The sequence below is a fragment of the Mycolicibacterium pyrenivorans genome (genome assembly GCF_025821625.1).
GTDB lineage: Bacteria > Actinomycetota > Actinomycetes > Mycobacteriales > Mycobacteriaceae > Mycobacterium > Mycobacterium pyrenivorans.
Genome location: NZ_JACKSH010000244.1, coordinates 1 through 15,441 on the forward strand (window position 1 = coordinate 1; position 15,441 = coordinate 15,441).

Sequence of the window (15,441 nt, forward strand, 5' to 3'; positions counted from 1 at the left end):
AACCATGCAGACACGGCGTCGCAAGGCGACCACCAGCCCATTTTCACCCCGGAACGGGCGACCGCAAGGTCACATTGGCTGGAATGCAATTCCGGCGACTCAGCGGCGCAGATAGTCCAACTGGGCCTGGACCGATGATTCGGCTGCGTCCCAGAGCTTTTCGTCGACGTCGGTGTAGACGTGCTCCACCACGTCGCGGCTTCCGGCATCCTCTCCGAGATCTCGCAGCGCTGCCCGGACCTGTTCGAGGCGGTCCTCACGGTGCGCGAGATAGGTCTCGCTGACCGCGGCGATGTCGCCGAGTTCGGGTCCGTGCCCGGGCAGCACCGTGCGATGCCCCAATCCCTGGAGTCGGCGCAGCGACTCCAGGTAGTCGCCGAGGTCGCCGTCCTCCCGGTCGATCACGGTGGTGCCGCGCCCCAGGATCGTGTCGGCGGTCAGCACGGCATCGTCGAGCAGGAAGGACACCGAGTCGGCGGTGTGGCCGGGGGTGGCCATGACGGTGATCTGCAGGCCGGCGGCGTCGATCACCTCACCGTCGTTGAGTGGTCCGCCCATGCCCCGCAGGAATCCGCTGCCCACCGACCGCACGACGGCCCCGGTGAGCTCCACGATCCGGTCGATCCCCCCGGTGTGGTCGGTATGGCGGTGGCTGATCAGTACCAGCGGGATCGGTCCGAGCGCGGCGAGGCGCTCGATGTGCTCGTCGGCAGCGCCCGAGCCGTCGGGACCGGGGTCGACGATCACCATCTCGTCGCTGCCCGGGCCCGTCAGCACCCAGGTGTTGGTGCCGTCGAGCGTCATCAGCCCCGGGTTGTCGCACAGCAGGACGGAGGCGGTCTCGGTGACCGGCCGCAGCAGACCGTAGGCGGGATGCTCCAGCCGGTTCACCTCACTCGACCTCGACGACGATCTCGACCTCGACGGGGGCGTTCAACGGCAGTTCGGACACTCCGACCGCCGACCTGGCATGCGCGCCTGCCTCCCCGAACAGCTCCCCGAACAGTTCCGAGGCGCCGTTGACCACGCCAGGCTGGCCGACGAAGCCGGGTGCCGAGGCGACGAACCCGACGACCTTGACCACGCGCGTCACCGAGTCGATGCCGACCAGGGAGTCGACGGCGGCCAGCGCGTTCAGCGCGCACTGGCGGGCCAGGCCCTTCGCCTCCTCCGCCGTCACCTCGGACCCGACTTTGCCGGTCACCGGCAGTTTCCCTGCGGTGATGGGTAGCTGTCCCGAGGTGTAGACGAGGTTGCCGGTGCGCGCCGCGGGCACGTAGGCCGCCAGCGGTGCGACGACCTCGGGCAGTTCGATGCCCAGGTCGGTCAGACGTTTCGACCAGTCCGTCACTTCGGCCGTTTCAGGTACGCGACGTGCTGCTCGCCGGTGGGACCGGGCAGCACCGACACCAGCTCCCAGCCGTCCTCGCCCCACTGGTCGAGGATCTGTTTGGTGGCGTGGGTCAGCAGTGGGACGGTGGCGTACTCCCAGCGGGTCGATTCGGTCATGCGGCTGAGCTTATCCGGCGGCGAACCCGCTATGGCTAGCATGCACTGGTGGCTACCACATCAAACGGGACAACGAATGGTCCCAAGCCGGTCGGCTGGCCGTCTCGCCTGACCAAGGCGCGCCTCCACTTCGTCACCGGCAAAGGCGGCACCGGCAAGTCCACGGTCGCGGCGTCACTGGCGCTGGCGCTGGCCGCAGGCGGCCGCAAGGTCCTGCTGGTGGAAGTCGAAGGGCGCCAGGGCATTGCGCAGCTCTTCGATGTGCCGCCGCTGCCCTACGAGGAGGTCAAGATCGCGACCGCCGAGGACGGCGGGCTGGTCAACGCGTTGGCGATCGACACCGAGGCGGCGTTCCTCGAGTACCTCGACATGTTCTACAACCTGGGGATGGCCGGCCGGGCGATGCGCCGGATCGGTGCCGTGGAGTTCGCGACGACGATCGCTCCCGGGCTTCGGGACGTGCTGCTCACCGGCAAGATCAAGGAGATCGTCGTCCGGTCCGACAAGACGGATGCCAAAAGCAGGCAGACCGCCTACGACGCCGTCGTGGTCGACGCACCGCCCACCGGTCGGATCGCCCGGTTCCTCGATGTCACCAAGGCGGTCTCCGACCTCGCCAAGGGCGGGCCGGTGCACTCCCAGGCCGAGGGCGTGGTCAAGCTTCTGCACTCGGACCTGACGACCATCCATCTGGTCACCCTGCTGGAGGCGCTGCCGATCCAGGAGACGATCGAGGCCATCGACGAGTTGCGGCGGATGGAGTTGCCGATCGGCAGCGTGATCGTCAACCGCAACATCCCGGCCTACCTGGCGCCCGATGACCTCGCGAAGGCGGCCGAGGGCGACATCGACGCCGACGCGGTGCGCGCCGCCCTGGCCGGCGTGGGAATCACGCTGTCGGACCCCGATTTCGCCGGCCTCCTCACCGAGACGATCCAGCACGCGACCCGCATCGCGGCCCGCGCGGAGAGCGCCGAGCAACTCGTCGAGATCGACGTCGCCCGCCTCGAACTGCCGTCGCTGCCCGACGGGGTCGATCTGGGAAGTCTGTACGAATTGGCTGAAGTGCTCGCCCAGCAGGGCGTGCGGTAACCGGAGGATGTCGATGAGCGCTTGCGCGAAGAGAAGATGGGCACGATGAGCCACACCCCGCCGGCCCTGGACATGGCCTCGATACTGCGAGACACGTCGAACCGGGTGGTCGTCTGCTGCGGTGCGGGCGGCGTCGGCAAGACCACGACCGCCGCGGCGATGGCGCTGCGCGCCGCCGAGTACGGCCGCACCGTCGTCGTGCTGACCATCGACCCGGCCAAGCGGCTGGCTCAGGCGTTGGGGATCAGGGATCTGGGGAACAATCCGCAGCGGGTTCCGCTGGCCCCCGAGGTGACCGGGCAGCTGTTCGCGATGATGCTCGACATGCGCCGCACCTTCGACGAGATGGTGATTCAGTACTCCGGAGCCGGGACCGCGGACACCATTCTGGACAACCAGTTCTATCAGACGGTAGCCACCTCGCTCGCCGGTACGCAGGAGTACATGGCGATGGAGAAGCTGGGACAGCTTCTGGCAGAAGACAAGTGGGACCTGATCGTGGTGGACACCCCGCCGTCGCGCAACGCGCTGGACTTCCTGGACGCGCCGAAGCGGCTTGGCAGCTTCATGGACAGCCGGTTGTGGCGGTTACTGCTGGCCCCCGGCCGCGGCATCGGCCGACTGGTCACCGGCGCGGTCGGCCTGGCGATGAAGGGCATGTCGACGATCCTGGGTTCGCAGATGCTCTCCGACGCGGCCGGTTTCGTGCAGTCCCTCGATGCGACGTTCGGTGGATTCAGGGAGAAGGCGGACCGAACCTACGAGTTGCTCAAGCGGCGCGGCACCCAGTTCGTGGTGGTGTCGGCGGCCGAACCCGACGCGTTGCGCGAGGCGTCGTTCTTCGTCGAGCGACTGTCCACCGAACACATGCCGTTGGCCGGGCTGATCCTCAACCGGACCCATCCCACCCTGTGCTCGCTGCACGCGGACAAGGCGGCGGAAGCGGCCGACGAGTTGGCCAAGACGGATCCGGACGCACTTACGGTGGCCGCGCTGCGCATCCACGCCGAGCGTGCATCCACCGCCAAGCGGGAGGTGCGGTTGCTTTCTCGATTCACCGGCGCGAACCCGCACGTGGCGGTCGTGGGGGTGCCGTCACTGCCGTTCGACGTGTCGGATCTCGAGGCGCTGCGGGCCATCGCCGATCAGATCACCGGCGAGGCTCCCGCGGCCTAGCGGGTGTAGCCGCGAATCAGACCGGAGCGGCGTAGCGGCGCCGGCCGCGGACCGGATTAGCCGGCGGTGCGGTGCTTGCGCTGAGCAGCAAAGAACTCGGCCCAGGAGACCACTTCGGGGTGCTGCTTGAGCAGCGCGCGCCGCTGGCGTTCGGTCATGCCGCCCCAGACGCCGAACTCCACGCGGTTGTCCAGCGCGTCGGCGCCACACTCGGCGATGACGGGGCAGTGCCTGCAGATCACCGCGGCCTTGCGCTGCGCCGCGCCGCGGACGAACAGTTCGTCAGGGTCGGCCTGGCGACACCGGGCCTGCGAAACCCAGGCAATCCGGGCCTCGGCCTCCTTGCCGTGCACAATGGAGGTGGCGGTCGGATTCACGGTGGTCTTGCATGCGGCGGGCTTGATACCGGACACCAGCGATCCCCTTCGTTCTGGCCGCGCCCCGACAACGCAGACATCTCTTACACCGGCGTCAATCGCAAGTGCGATCTGCGCCACACTGCGAGTAGCAGGTGTGACCTGTATCGCACTGTGTGCTCAACTTAGGTGGTCAGGGCCGTTCTGCGCAATACGTTCGTGACCACTTTTTTGGGACGACCGTGCCGTCAGCCCGGTACAGTGCCGGAGCTCGGCACTTGACATGGGCTGACGCGAGTGGATCTGGACCGCTCTACGGATTCCGCGCGCAGAGTCGTCGCTAGTCTGTACGCATGCCGGAGGACCCACCGACTCAACCGCCGACCCAGGCTCCGCGGATGGTGACGGTCATCAAGCTCGCCTGGTGCTGCCTGTTGGCCAGCGTGGTGGCCGCCGCCCTGATGTTCCCGGTCGTCGGCGGGTTCGGGCTGATGTCCAACCGCGCCTCCGACGTCGTCGCCAACGGTTCGGCGCAGCTCGTCGAGGGCGAGGTGCCGCAGGTGTCGACGATGGTCGACTCCAAGGGCAACATCCTGGCGTGGCTGTACAGCCAGCGGCGTTTCGAGGTGCCCAGCGATCAGATCGCCAACACGATGAAGCTGGCGATCGTCTCGATCGAGGACAAGAGGTTTGCCGACCACAACGGGGTGGATTGGCAGGGCACCCTGACCGGTCTGTCGGGATACCTGTCGGGCAACCTGGACACCCGCGGCGGCTCCACCATCGAGCAGCAGTACGTCAAGAACTACCAGCTGCTGGTCATCGCCCAGACCGACGCCGAGAAGCGGGCGGCCATCGAGACCACTCCCGCGCGCAAGCTGCGCGAGATCCGGATGGCGCTGACGCTGGACAAGACGTTCACCAAACCGGAGATCCTGACCCGCTACCTGAACCTGGTGTCGTTCGGCAACGGCGCCTTCGGGGTCCAGGACGCGGCACAGACCTATTTCGGCGTCAACGCCTCCGAGCTGAACTGGCAGCAGGCCGCGCTGCTGGCAGGCATGGTGCAGTCGACGAGCACGCTGGATCCCTACACCAATCCCGACGCCTCGTTGGCGCGGCGGAACGTGGTGCTGGACACCATGATCGAGAACCTGCCCGAGTATTCGGCCGAGCTGCAGGAAGCCAAGCAGCAGCCGCTGGGGATCCTGCCGCAACCCAAGGAGCTGCCCCGCGGCTGCATCGCGGCCGGTGACCGCGCGTTCTTCTGCGACTACGCGCTGGACTACCTCGCCCGCGCCGGGATCAGCAAGGACCAGGTCGCCAAGGGCGGCTACCTGATCAAGACGACCCTGGATCCCGACGTGCAGGCGACGGTGAAATCGGCCATCGACAACTTCGCGAGCCCCGACCTCGACGGTGTCGCCAGCGTGATGAGCGTGATCCGGCCGGGCAAGGAGTCCCACCCGGTGCTCGCGATGGCGAGCAACCGCACCTACGGCCTGAACCTCGACGCCGGGGAGACGATGCAGCCGCAGCCGTTCTCGTTGGTCGGCAACGGGGCCGGATCGGTGTTCAAGATCTTCACCACGGCCGCCGCGTTGGAGATGGGAATGGGGATCAACGCCCAGCTCGACGCACCGTCGCGGTTCGAGGCCAAGGGCCTTGGCAGCGGCGGGGCGCGCGGCTGCCCGCCCGCGACGTGGTGTGTGCAGAACGCGGGAAACTACCGCGGCTCGATGAACGTCACCGACGCGCTGGCCACCTCGCCGAACACCGCGTTCGCGAAGCTGATCGCCCAGGTCGGGGTGCAGCGCACCGTTGACATGGCGGTGCGGCTGGGGCTGCGGTCCTACGCGCTGCCCGGCACGGCGCGTGACTACGACCCCGAGAGCAACGAGAGCCTGGCCGACTTCGTGAAGCGCCAGAATCTCGGGTCCTTCACGCTGGGGCCGATCGAGGTCAATGCCCTGGAACTGTCCAACGTGGCGGCGACGCTGGCCTCCGGCGGCATGTGGTGCCCACCCAACCCGATCGACAAGGTCTTCGACCGCAACGGCGAGGAGGTTTCGGTCACCACCGACACCTGCGAGCAGGCGGTGCCGGAGGGACTTGCCAACACCCTGGCCAACGCGATGAGCAAGGACGACACCGGCGCCGGTACCGCGGCCGGTGCGGCAGGTTCGGTCGGGTGGAACCTGCCGATGGCGGGCAAGACCGGTACCACGGAGGCCAACCGCTCCTCGGCGTTCCTCGGTTTCACCAATCAGCTCGCCGCGGCCAACTACATCTATGACGATTCCACCAACCCCAGCGAGTTGTGCTCCTTCCCGCTGCGCCAGTGCGGCTCGGGCAACCTGTTCGGCGGTAACGAGCCCGCCCGGACATGGTTCACGGCGATGATGCCGATCGCGACCAACTTCGGCGAGGTCACACTGCCGCCGACCGATCCGCGGTACGTCGACGGCGCCCCGGGTGGCCGGGTGCCCAGTGTCGCCGGTCTGACCCAGGACACCGCACGCCAGCGGTTGCGTGAGGCCGGCTTCCAGGTCGCTGATCAGGCCACGCCGGTGAACAGCGCCTCCCGCTACGGCACGGTCGTCGGGACGTCGCCGAGTGGCCAGACGGTGCCCGGCTCGATCATCACGATCCAGATCTCCAACGGGATCGCGCCTGCCCCGCCACCGCCGCCGCCCAATGCGCCACCGGGCCTGCCACCGCCGCCGGTGGGGCAGACGGTCATCGAGATTCCTGGACTGCCTCCGATCACCGTCCCGGTGCTCGGCCCTCCGCCTGCTCCGCCGCCGCCCCCGTGATCGGGCGCTCGGCGCGGCGACAGTCGGTGGCGCACAGCCGGTGGCAGTAGGCTGCGTGCATGGCTGCCGTGCCCTCTGGTTCATCCGGGTCCATCCTGAAGACCGCCGCCGCCGCCTCCGTCGGCACTCTCGTGGCGGGGGTCGGATACGCCTCGCTGATCGAGCGCAACGCGTTCGTCGTCCGTGAGGCGACGATGCCCGTGCTGTCGCCCGGCTCGTCGCCGCTGAAGGTCCTGCACATCAGCGACATCCACATGCGGCCCGGCCAGCGACGCAAGCAGGCGTGGCTGCGCGACCTGGCCGGCTGGGAACCCGATCTCGTGGTCAACACCGGCGACAACCTGGCGCACCCGAAGGCGGTGCCCGCTGTGGTGCAGGCGCTGGGCGACCTGCTGTCGGTTCCCGGCGTGTTCGTGTTCGGCAGCAACGACTACTTCGCGCCGAAGCTGAAGAACCCGGCGAACTATCTGACCAAGCCGACCCACCGGATCCACGGGGAGCCGCTGCCGTGGCAGGACCTGCGCGCGGCGTTCACCGAACGCGGCTGGTTGGACATGACGCATACGAAGCGCGAGTTCGAGGTGGCCGGCCTCTACATCGCCGCGGCCGGCGTCGATGACCCGCACCTGTCGCGGGACCGCTACACGACCATCGCGGGACCGGCGAACCCGACCGCCAACCTCACGCTGGGGCTGACCCACTCCCCTGAGCCGCGTGTGCTGGACCGCTTCGCCGCCGACGGCTACCAGCTCGTGATGGCGGGCCACACCCACGGCGGACAACTGTGCGTGCCGTTCTACGGCGCGATCGTCACCAACTGCGAGCTCGACCGGTCGCGGGTCAAGGGCCCGTCCCGGTGGGGCTCCCGCACCCAACTGCACGTGTCGGCGGGCATCGGCACCTCCCCCTTCGCCCCGCTGCGGTTCTGCTGCCGCCCGGAGGCGACGATGCTGACGCTGGTGGCGGCTCCGACCGGCGGTGCCGACGCCGCGGTCCGGGCGGGACAGTCGCATCCGACCGTTTCGGCGCGGTGAGCGCGTCGGCCCTATCCGTCTGCCGCAGCCAGTCACGTTCGTGGGTGGACAATGCGGTGCGGTTGATCGAGGCCGACACCAGGCGCAGCGCTGACACCCACCTGCTGCGCTACCCGCTCCCGTCGAGTTGGTCCAAGGACGCCGACGTGGCGCTCTACCTCAAGGACGAGACCACCCACATCACCGGCAGCCTCAAGCACCGGCTGGCGCGCTCGCTGTTCCTGTACGCGCTGTGCAACGGATGGATCTGTGAGAACACCACCGTCATCGAGGCGTCGTCGGGTTCCACGGCGGTGTCCGAGGCGTACTTCGCGGCGATGCTCGAGCTGCCGTTCATCGCGGTGATGCCGGCGTCGACGAGCGCGTCGAAGATCGCGCTGATCGAATCCCAAGGTGGCCGTTGCCATTTCGTCGCCGAGTCGGGGCAGGTGTACGACGAGGCGCAACGGCTCGCCGAGGAGACGGGCGGGCACTACCTCGATCAGTTCACCAACGCCGAGCGGGCCACCGACTGGCGGGGGAACAACAACATCGCCGAGTCGATCTTCGATCAGTTGGGTGACGAGACGTATCCGATACCGGAGTGGATAGTGGTGGGCGCGGGCACCGGCGGCACGAGCGCCACGATCGGCCGCTACATCCGGTATCGCCGCCACGCGACCCGGTTGTGCGTGGTGGACCCGGAGAACTCCGCGTTCTTCCCGTCCTACGCGCGCGGCGACGCCGACGTCGTCATGCGTGCGTCATCGCGCATCGAGGGCATCGGGCGGCCCCGCGTCGAGCCGTCGTTCCTGCCCGACGTCGTGGACCGGATGATCTCGGTGCCGGACGGGGCGTCGGTGGCCGCCGCCTATCACGTGAGTCGGGTACTGGGGCGCCGCGTCGGACCGTCGACGGGAACCAACATCTGGGGTGCGTTCGCCCTGCTGGCCGAGATGGTGGCCGAGGGTCGCCGGGGGTCGGTGGTCACTCTGCTCGCCGACAGCGGCGACCGCTATGCCGACACCTACTTCTGCGACGAATGGCTCACCAGCCACGGACTCGACCCCTCCGGGCCGGCCGAGGCGCTGTCGGAATTCGAGCGATCCGGATGCTGGCCCTGATCCTCGGTGCCGCGGGTCAGCGGACCGTCGGAGGTCAGGAACAACCAGAGTGCAGCCAGCGCGAAGAAGCCCAGGTAGATCGATGCGCCCAGCCCCGTCATGTCACGCCTCGTTTCGGTCGGTATATGTCAGTCAGTGTGCATAACGCCACCGACAACCCAGATCCATCCCTCGGCGTGTCGCGGCGGCAATACGCGTTTGGCTTCAACCCTGGGCGGTGCGATACGCTGTCGTGGCTTCACGCGGGGTGTGGCGCAGCTTGGTAGCGTGCTTCGTTCGGGACGAAGAGGTCGTGGGTTCGAATCCCGCCACCCCGACTCGTGTTGGTGCAGCTGAGAGGCCCTGACCGGTTATCCAGGTCGGGGCCTTCTTGCTGTCCAGTCCGCCCGAGCGGTCGAAATTGGTGCGCAGCCGCCCCCTGTGGCTGCATTAATCTGACCGCCATGGAAGTCGACCCGGAGATTCTGCGCGCGTTCGCCGGGCAGGTCGACAACGCCGCGGCGCTGATCCGCGAGGCCGACGTCGGGACCAAGGTGGCCGCCGCGGCCGACGGCCTGGACGGATCGACCACCCAGTGGGCGGCGCGACTCGTCGGCGCCCACGTCAAGGAGATCGCCGACCACATCGCCACCCAGGTCGGCGACATGGGCACCGCAGTGCGCGGGGCGGGCAACAGCTACGAGGTGACCGACGACGAACTCGCCGGCAGCTTCGAGGGAATCTTCTGATCCGTGTTGCCGTCTCGTTCCCGGTTGGAGCGCTGGAATCCCGATTCGCTGGCCGTCACCGGACAAGCGGTCAAGGACAGCGGCCGAGCTGTCGTCGGTGCCGTCACCACGATGAGCAACAACATCGACACCATGCCCGAGACCAGAGCGTGGTCCGGTGACGCGCACGCCGCGGCCTCCAAGATGTTCGGCCGTGCCGCGGGGGCGGCGAGCGCATTGGCGGCGTACACCAAGGCCGTCGGGGCGGCCTTCCGGAGCGGCTCCGGCACCATCGGCGAAGCGCGGACAGCATTGCTGAACAAGGCCGACGAGATCGACATGAGCGGTCAGTTGCACGTCAGCGATCAGTGGGTGGTTCTGATCACCGGCGCCCCGATGACCGCCGAACAGGCGGCGGCGCTGGAGCGGCGCGCGCAAGCCGAACAGATCACCGTCAACGGTCTCTTGCTCGCGGTGGGCGCCGCCGACGACGACACCGCCTCCGCAGTGACCGCCGCCGCCAAGCCGCACGGGTTCGAAGCGCCCGACCCCACCGGACTGGACAACCTGCTTCCCGGAATGCCAAGGCCCAGTGACGATGTGCCCAGCCCGGCCGCGGCGACCGGACTGTTGCAGCAGGCCATGCTGCGTGACATCGACATGTCGCAAACGATCAGGGATACGGAGGTGGAAGTCGACGGTGACATCACCACCACAACGCACACCATGCAAGACGGCAGCAAGCAAGTGGTGACCGAGGACCACGAATACCAGTGGGATCGTGGCCCTACCCTGCGCGTCACCCACTACGACAAAGATGGGAACTTCTTGTCGCAGACCAGCACTGTCACGTGGAAGGACTCGACGACCCATTCGCTCCGAGGCGCCACAACGACTAGTACACGGCTCGCAGACGGCACGCTCTTGGAGACCCATCAGTGGCCGAACGGCAGGACCGAAGCCAAGGTGTACACACCCGATGGGCGGGAAGGCGACATACCGATTGAGATTCTCAGTAACCCCCCTACAGTCATCGCGGGCGGTGCTCTCACCGGTTTGGAGCGATACATCGAACAGGGTGGGGCAGTTCCGCGATTGAGCGCGGAGGCACTCGAGAATGTCGGCGTAGGAGCGAAGTTCGCCGGCCCTGCCGTCGGGGTCGCCGAGATGTTGTTCAATGTCGCCGGCGCGCAAAGTGCTTTCGAGCGATGCGTTGACACCTACACCGGTGTCGGATCTGTCGCAGGTGGTTTCGCGCCTTTAGCGTTTCCCGGAGTGGGATGGATTGGTGCCGGATTCATCTCCGCAGCCGGCTCTCAAGGTGTTGGGGCTCTCGGCACCTTCCTGGGGAATCAGTTCTGCTCGCGATGAGACTGGTCAGCAACGTAGCCGCATTCGGCTTCCTCCCTGCGTGCGGAATCTTCTTTCTCTGGTGGGGCGTCGCGGAAACCTTTGACGGAAACGGCCTCTCAGGAGCAATCGCTTCAATATTCGCCATGAGCGCCTTCGGCTTTTCGGCCCAGTGGGCGGTCATGCGGTGGATGGCGGACCCGAGGGGCCATTTCAACTCAGTCGGAACCACCATTCGACCGAGGAAGCTCTTTGATGCACTGTCCCTGATCTGGATCGGCGCAGCCGTACTCGCAGCCGCACTCTATGTCGCTTTCGCGCCATTCGGTTATGTCGACATACCTACCTATCGGTCTTCCACGCCCTGGATGGTGGTCTTCGTCCTGGTGACAGGCGTTGCAACGCTGTGGCGCATGATCGCTCACGGCGGCGACTGCTATCTGCGCTTGACCCCGGACAGCTGCGAAGTGTGGAACGGGCCGTGGCTGGCATTCCGGCGCGCCAACTGGGAGGACATCGAGCAGATTCTGGACCACCCGGTGCGTCGCAAACTCCGCGGCCGAGAACTGATCGTGCTGGTGCTGCCCGAGGGCAGAAGCGCCACGCTCCTCTCAGATTGTGTCACCGGCAACAGCGATGCCCTTCGCGAGTGGGTGCGGTTCTATTGGCAGCACCCCGAATACCGCGACGAGCTCGTCGACGGCCGCGGCCTGCAGCGTCTCGAGAACGAGAAGTTCACCGTCGAATGACATTGGCAGAGCAATTGTTTCTGGCAGGCCGCGTCGGATTCGAGGTCGCCGAGTCCGGGCGGCATTGGCAGCGCTTGTCGTGATTGCGCTACCGACAATCACGGGATGCGTCACCGACGGTCGCCCGGTTCGCGGTGAACCGCCCCCGCCCACCTCCAACGACTCCGGCCCGCCCGCGACGGAACTCGGCCTGCCCCAACAGTTCCTGCTGGACATTCCACTGAGACGCAAGCCGGTGCCGGGCTGGACACACAACGCCGTTGACTTGGGGATGAGACCAGGTGCGGGAATCCGCTACTCCCTGATCGGTAACCAAAAACCGAGGCATCTTTCTGGCGAACTCCGCTCGAGAATGGCGGGTTTTCGGCATCGACGTGACCGACGGAAGCCGCCTCTTCGAGCCGGTCTGGCTGGGGTCCCCATGAGAATGCCGAAGCGATAATGGCCTCCGCGTGCTTTCTGAACAGGCCGAGTATGGCGTTGTGCCTGCGCGACGACGCCGATGCGCAACGTCGCAATCATGCATGGGTGACCGATACCTACACCGGCACGTTGCTCTACGACGGCGCCACCGACCTGACGTGGAAGCGCGATGTGGGTGGCCCTTACGTCAAGCAGGTCGGTCAGTACCTGGTCGCCACCGTGGATGACGTCGGCGTCTACGGCGTCGGCCAGCCGCGGCGCGCCCGCGCAACCTCCATGTCGTCTGCGATGAAGCCCTCGATGAACCCCCGCAGCATGTCTCGGCTCATCGGCTCGGCGTGGCCGTCGAACTCGTAGATGTAGTCGCCGTCACCGTTGACCTGCACCCACTGCAGCATTCGACGCTGCGGATCCGTACCCCACTGCCGCGCCGGCTCGTTACGAGTCTGCACCGTCCCGGTCACCACGACCTCGCTGCCGTTGATGACACGGGCAGGCATTTCGTCGGACTCGGCACGCCGAACAGGAAATCCGAGGTCATCGAATTCCTCCAGCGTTTCCGGCGTTTTCGGCAGTCGGCTCCCACCTCCGGCCACCGCGATACGCGGGTGCGCACCCGCGCCGACCAGTCCCACCGATTCTGCAATCGCGGCCGCCAACGCATCCGGCGCCACCGAGTAGATGTCGACGACGTCGACACCGTCCTGTTCGCGGGTCTGCCCTGCAACGAACCCGGACTCGCCCGCACGCAGCGCGTGCAGCCGCAAGTCCAGCGTGTGCGCGCCGAGGGAGTGCACCCGGCATTCCACGCAGACGTCGCTTCGCACAAGGGCTTCCACCCATGATCGAACTCCGGGAAGGTCCCCATCGGCGAGGCGATCAGCGATCGGCTCGCCGGCTCTGCTGGCAAGCCACACCGACCCGACGGGCCGGCTACGCCCCATCGGATAGGGCAGCGTTTCCCAGCCGAACAGTGCGCACGCCGACTCAAGGTCGACCACGGCCACGGTGTCCACCGGCGTCGCAGCGAAGCTCAGGCCATACGTCATAAACCCATTCTGCGGGCGACCACGCTCGCTGCGTACAAACGGTGAGGGATACAGACGGCCAGTACGCTCAGTCGAACGCAGGGGGTTCGGTCCGAGCCTTTCCCGGAAACGGACGCACGAATGGGAGCTTTGGGGCGGTGACGAGGACCGAAAGGCGGGTGGCGCTCGACGGGCACGACCGGCTGCGTCGTGCCCGGCACCGGTGGACGGCAGTGCTGATCGCCGCGCTGTTGTTCGCCACCGTGGTCTACCTGCTGGCCGTGCACACGACGACGGGCCAGCGGTTCGAGGACGCGGCATTGCGCGGCGCCACCCAGGTCGACGCCGACCTGCGTCAGGCCGCGCTGGACCAGTTCCACACCATCACGGTGACCTCGCAACTGGCCGCGGCGATGATCGTCGCAGTGATCGGGCTGCTGCGCCGCCAGGTGTGGCTGGCGGTGGCCGGGGTGGGGGTGATCCTCGGCGGGCAGGCCGCCACCCAAGTGCTGAAATACCACGTGCTGTCGCGCCCCGAACTGGTCGCGATCAACGGCACGTTCGCCGACAACACGCTGCCCAGCGGGCACACCACGGCGGCGATGTCGCTGCTGTTCGCAACGCTGATCGTGATGCCGCACCGGTTCCGCGGTGTGGGCCATGTTCTTCACGCTCACCTGGGCGGTGGGCATCGGCGCCTACACCGTCATCATCAAGGCCCACCGGCTCTCGGACACCCTGGCTGCCGACGCGGTGGCGCTCATCGTGGCCTGCGCCGCGTCGCACTTCCTGGCCCGCACCGGCCGGATCCGCGCGGTGATCTCGCCATCTGCCACGCGCTACACACTCCGTACGGTGTTCGTCGTGCTCGTCGGCGCCGCCGGGTTGGCGAGCCTGGCCCTGGGTGTGGTGCAGGTGCTGCGTGGGGCGTCAGCCCATCTGAACGACGAGCCCGCAGAGTGGCATCTGTTTCTGGGTTCGCAGTGGCTGGCCGCCGCCGGTTCGGTGGCCGCCGCGCTGCTGTTCTGGTGGACCTGGCACCGACTGGAGAGTAAACGTCGCGGCGACCCGGTCAGCACCCGTTAGTTAGTCCATAATCCGCTTCGTCGCGCTCGATGATGACGGTGCAATTGACCTCACCAGCAGACATTTCAGCCAGAAGTGGGATCGCGTTGTCGGGAACGGTAGGACACGAGCCGGCGGTAGAGAAAACCCATGTGGCGGTCGTCGACTCCCGTAGATCGCGGCCTGGCAATCGACACAGCGTGCGGGTCGTGCTCGTTATCCGGGCGGGGAATGAGCACCACCGAGGCTGGAATCAGAGTCTGACCTTCGGGGCCCGCGTTAAACGTGTCCGCTGCGTAGCGCGCGAACCGCAGATACGCGTCATCCCAGGTCGTGAACGACAGTCCGTCATCAGTCGAATCGCCCACCGGCGGAAGTGTGACCGTGTGGCCGTCCCAGCCGATTGCGTAACCCAACGTGGCCTCAATTCGTAGATCCTCCGACGCGCCCGCACTATTCGGATACGTAGGGACAGACAAGTCAGGCGAGTCGTTCAACGCACGCAAAGACCTTCGCCTTCCGTCTCCACTCTTGGCCACCTGTTCGTGACAGGGCCAGCAACCGCCCAACGGCAGGCTGCGACAACTTTTCCGCCGGCACTCAGTCGGCGGTCTCCGACCAAGCCGGGCGAATGCCGTTCGACCAACACTCAACTCAATCAAACGCGCTGGTGTCGTGGTTCGGGACGAAGAGGTCGTGGGTTCGAATCCCGCCACCCCGACTCGTGTGATCGCAGGTGAGAGGCCCTGACTGGTTATCCAGGTCGGGGCCTTCTTGCTACTCGGTCCGCAGCCGTCCCGAGACCGTCTGGTCGAGCTTCGTTCGAGCGCTCCTCGACATCTCCGTACCTACGTAGTAAATACGTAGATATGACCACCTCGACATCCGCCCTCGGTCCGAGTCCTTCGATCCGCGGGGAGGAGCAGCGCCCTAGCTGTAACTCCCAGACAGGTTGTGAACGGCGTGGCTAGCAGAATGTAGGTGAGGACCTCCGGTATCGGTGTGGGTTACCACAACGCACATCGATCACCGA

At 66.9% G+C, this 15,441-nt stretch carries 15 protein-coding genes, 1 tRNA gene and 2 pseudogenes; 12 read left to right on the plus strand and 6 right to left on the minus strand.

The window, feature by feature from the left end:
* Positions 1-99: 99 nt before the first annotated feature.
* The 3 genes from H7I57_RS26485 to sp36 are packed head-to-tail and all read right to left on the minus strand — an operon-like array spanning position 100 to position 1,509.
* On the minus strand, positions 100-882 hold the full coding sequence (locus H7I57_RS26485) for an MBL fold metallo-hydrolase (protein WP_264027265.1): 783 nt from the start codon (positions 880-882) through the stop codon (positions 100-102).
* A gap of 10 nt (positions 883-892) precedes the next feature.
* Positions 893-1,351: a RidA family protein gene (locus H7I57_RS26490; protein ID WP_264027252.1), complete on the minus strand. Its 459-nt coding sequence runs from the start codon at positions 1,349-1,351 to the stop codon at positions 893-895.
* Complete coding sequence (gene sp36, locus H7I57_RS26495; RefSeq protein ID WP_094288127.1) at positions 1,348-1,509, minus strand: Sp36 family protein; 162 nt, start codon at positions 1,507-1,509, stop codon at positions 1,348-1,350. Before sp36 ends, H7I57_RS26490 begins: the two co-directional genes overlap by 4 nt.
* Positions 1,510-1,557: 48 nt before the next feature.
* Here sp36 and bagA point away from each other — a divergent pair, with 48 nt between their 5' ends.
* The gene (gene bagA / locus H7I57_RS26500; RefSeq protein ID WP_308204404.1) at positions 1,558-2,601 is read left to right on the plus strand and encodes an ATPase BagA; all 1,044 of its coding nucleotides are present in this window, start codon (positions 1,558-1,560) and stop codon (positions 2,599-2,601) included.
* Positions 2,602-2,646: 45 nt separating this feature from the next.
* Positions 2,647-3,777 (plus strand): ArsA family ATPase, encoded by a 1,131-nt coding sequence (bagB, locus tag H7I57_RS26505; protein ID WP_264027254.1) that lies wholly within the window; start codon positions 2,647-2,649, stop codon positions 3,775-3,777.
* A 56-nt stretch (positions 3,778-3,833) separates the two neighbouring features.
* On the opposite strand, the gene H7I57_RS26510 is transcribed toward bagB, so the two are convergent.
* The gene (locus H7I57_RS26510; protein WP_308204405.1) at positions 3,834-4,190 is read right to left on the minus strand and encodes a WhiB family transcriptional regulator; all 357 of its coding nucleotides are present in this window, start codon (positions 4,188-4,190) and stop codon (positions 3,834-3,836) included.
* 296 nt (positions 4,191-4,486) lie between these two features.
* Here H7I57_RS26510 and ponA2 point away from each other — a divergent pair, with 296 nt between their 5' ends.
* The 9 genes and pseudogenes from ponA2 to H7I57_RS34070 form a co-directional block, all read left to right on the plus strand.
* On the plus strand, positions 4,487-6,949 hold the full coding sequence (ponA2, locus tag H7I57_RS26515; RefSeq protein ID WP_275081754.1) for a transglycosylase/D,D-transpeptidase PonA2: 2,463 nt from the start codon (positions 4,487-4,489) through the stop codon (positions 6,947-6,949).
* A gap of 59 nt (positions 6,950-7,008) precedes the next feature.
* On the plus strand, positions 7,009-7,983 hold the full coding sequence (locus H7I57_RS26520) for a metallophosphoesterase (protein WP_264027256.1): 975 nt from the start codon (positions 7,009-7,011) through the stop codon (positions 7,981-7,983).
* Positions 7,980-9,086, plus strand: a complete 1,107-nt coding sequence (cds1, locus tag H7I57_RS26525) for an L-cysteine desulfhydrase Cds1 (protein WP_264027257.1) — start codon at positions 7,980-7,982, stop codon at positions 9,084-9,086. The genes H7I57_RS26520 and cds1 overlap by 4 nt, the downstream gene beginning before the upstream one ends.
* Before the next feature lie 243 nt (positions 9,087-9,329).
* A tRNA-Pro gene (locus tag H7I57_RS26530) sits at positions 9,330-9,403 on the plus strand.
* 126 nt (positions 9,404-9,529) lie between these two features.
* Positions 9,530-9,814: a type VII secretion target gene (locus tag H7I57_RS26535; protein WP_264027258.1), complete on the plus strand. Its 285-nt coding sequence runs from the start codon at positions 9,530-9,532 to the stop codon at positions 9,812-9,814.
* A gap of 3 nt (positions 9,815-9,817) precedes the next feature.
* A complete protein-coding gene (locus tag H7I57_RS26540; protein ID WP_264027259.1) occupies positions 9,818-11,164 on the plus strand; it encodes a hypothetical protein in 1,347 nt (448 codons plus the stop codon).
* 125 nt (positions 11,165-11,289) lie between these two features.
* On the plus strand, positions 11,290-11,892 hold the full coding sequence (locus H7I57_RS26545) for a hypothetical protein (protein ID WP_264027260.1): 603 nt from the start codon (positions 11,290-11,292) through the stop codon (positions 11,890-11,892).
* Positions 11,780-12,317: pseudogene (locus tag H7I57_RS34065) on the plus strand (9-bladed beta-propeller domain-containing protein). Before H7I57_RS26545 ends, H7I57_RS34065 begins: the two are co-directional and overlap by 113 nt.
* Positions 12,318-12,366: 49 nt before the next feature.
* A pseudogene (locus tag H7I57_RS34070) lies at positions 12,367-12,507 on the plus strand (9-bladed beta-propeller domain-containing protein); the annotation flags it as partial.
* Between the two features lie 44 nt (positions 12,508-12,551).
* Here the strand turns inward: H7I57_RS34070 and H7I57_RS26550 are convergent.
* Entirely contained in the window at positions 12,552-13,364 is an 813-nt protein-coding gene (locus H7I57_RS26550; protein WP_264027261.1) for an ESX secretion-associated protein EspG, read from the minus strand.
* Between the two features lie 334 nt (positions 13,365-13,698).
* Positions 13,699-13,938 carry a hypothetical protein gene (locus H7I57_RS26555; RefSeq protein WP_264027262.1) on the minus strand — a complete coding sequence of 80 codons (240 nt, stop codon included), beginning with the start codon at positions 13,936-13,938 and terminating at the stop codon, positions 13,699-13,701.
* 65 nt (positions 13,939-14,003) lie between these two features.
* Between H7I57_RS26555 and H7I57_RS26560 the strand changes: the two genes are divergently transcribed.
* The gene (locus H7I57_RS26560; RefSeq protein WP_264027264.1) at positions 14,004-14,429 is read left to right on the plus strand and encodes a hypothetical protein; all 426 of its coding nucleotides are present in this window, start codon (positions 14,004-14,006) and stop codon (positions 14,427-14,429) included.
* Positions 14,430-15,441 lie beyond the last annotated feature (1,012 nt).

Coding starts and splice junctions, on each gene's coding strand:
- H7I57_RS26550 (WP_264027261.1), bottom strand. CDS start 13,364: ATGACGTATGGCCTGAGCTTCGCTGCGACGCCGGTGGACACCGTGGCC.
- sp36 (WP_094288127.1), bottom strand. CDS start 1,509: ATGACCGAATCGACCCGCTGGGAGTACGCCACCGTCCCACTGCTGACC.
- bagB (WP_264027254.1), top strand. CDS start 2,647: ATGAGCCACACCCCGCCGGCCCTGGACATGGCCTCGATACTGCGAGAC.
- H7I57_RS26545 (WP_264027260.1), top strand. CDS start 11,290: ATGAGCGCCTTCGGCTTTTCGGCCCAGTGGGCGGTCATGCGGTGGATG.
- ponA2 (WP_275081754.1), top strand. CDS start 4,487: ATGCCGGAGGACCCACCGACTCAACCGCCGACCCAGGCTCCGCGGATG.
- H7I57_RS26520 (WP_264027256.1), top strand. CDS start 7,009: ATGGCTGCCGTGCCCTCTGGTTCATCCGGGTCCATCCTGAAGACCGCC.
- H7I57_RS26535 (WP_264027258.1), top strand. CDS start 9,530: ATGGAAGTCGACCCGGAGATTCTGCGCGCGTTCGCCGGGCAGGTCGAC.
- H7I57_RS26560 (WP_264027264.1), top strand. CDS start 14,004: ATGTTCTTCACGCTCACCTGGGCGGTGGGCATCGGCGCCTACACCGTC.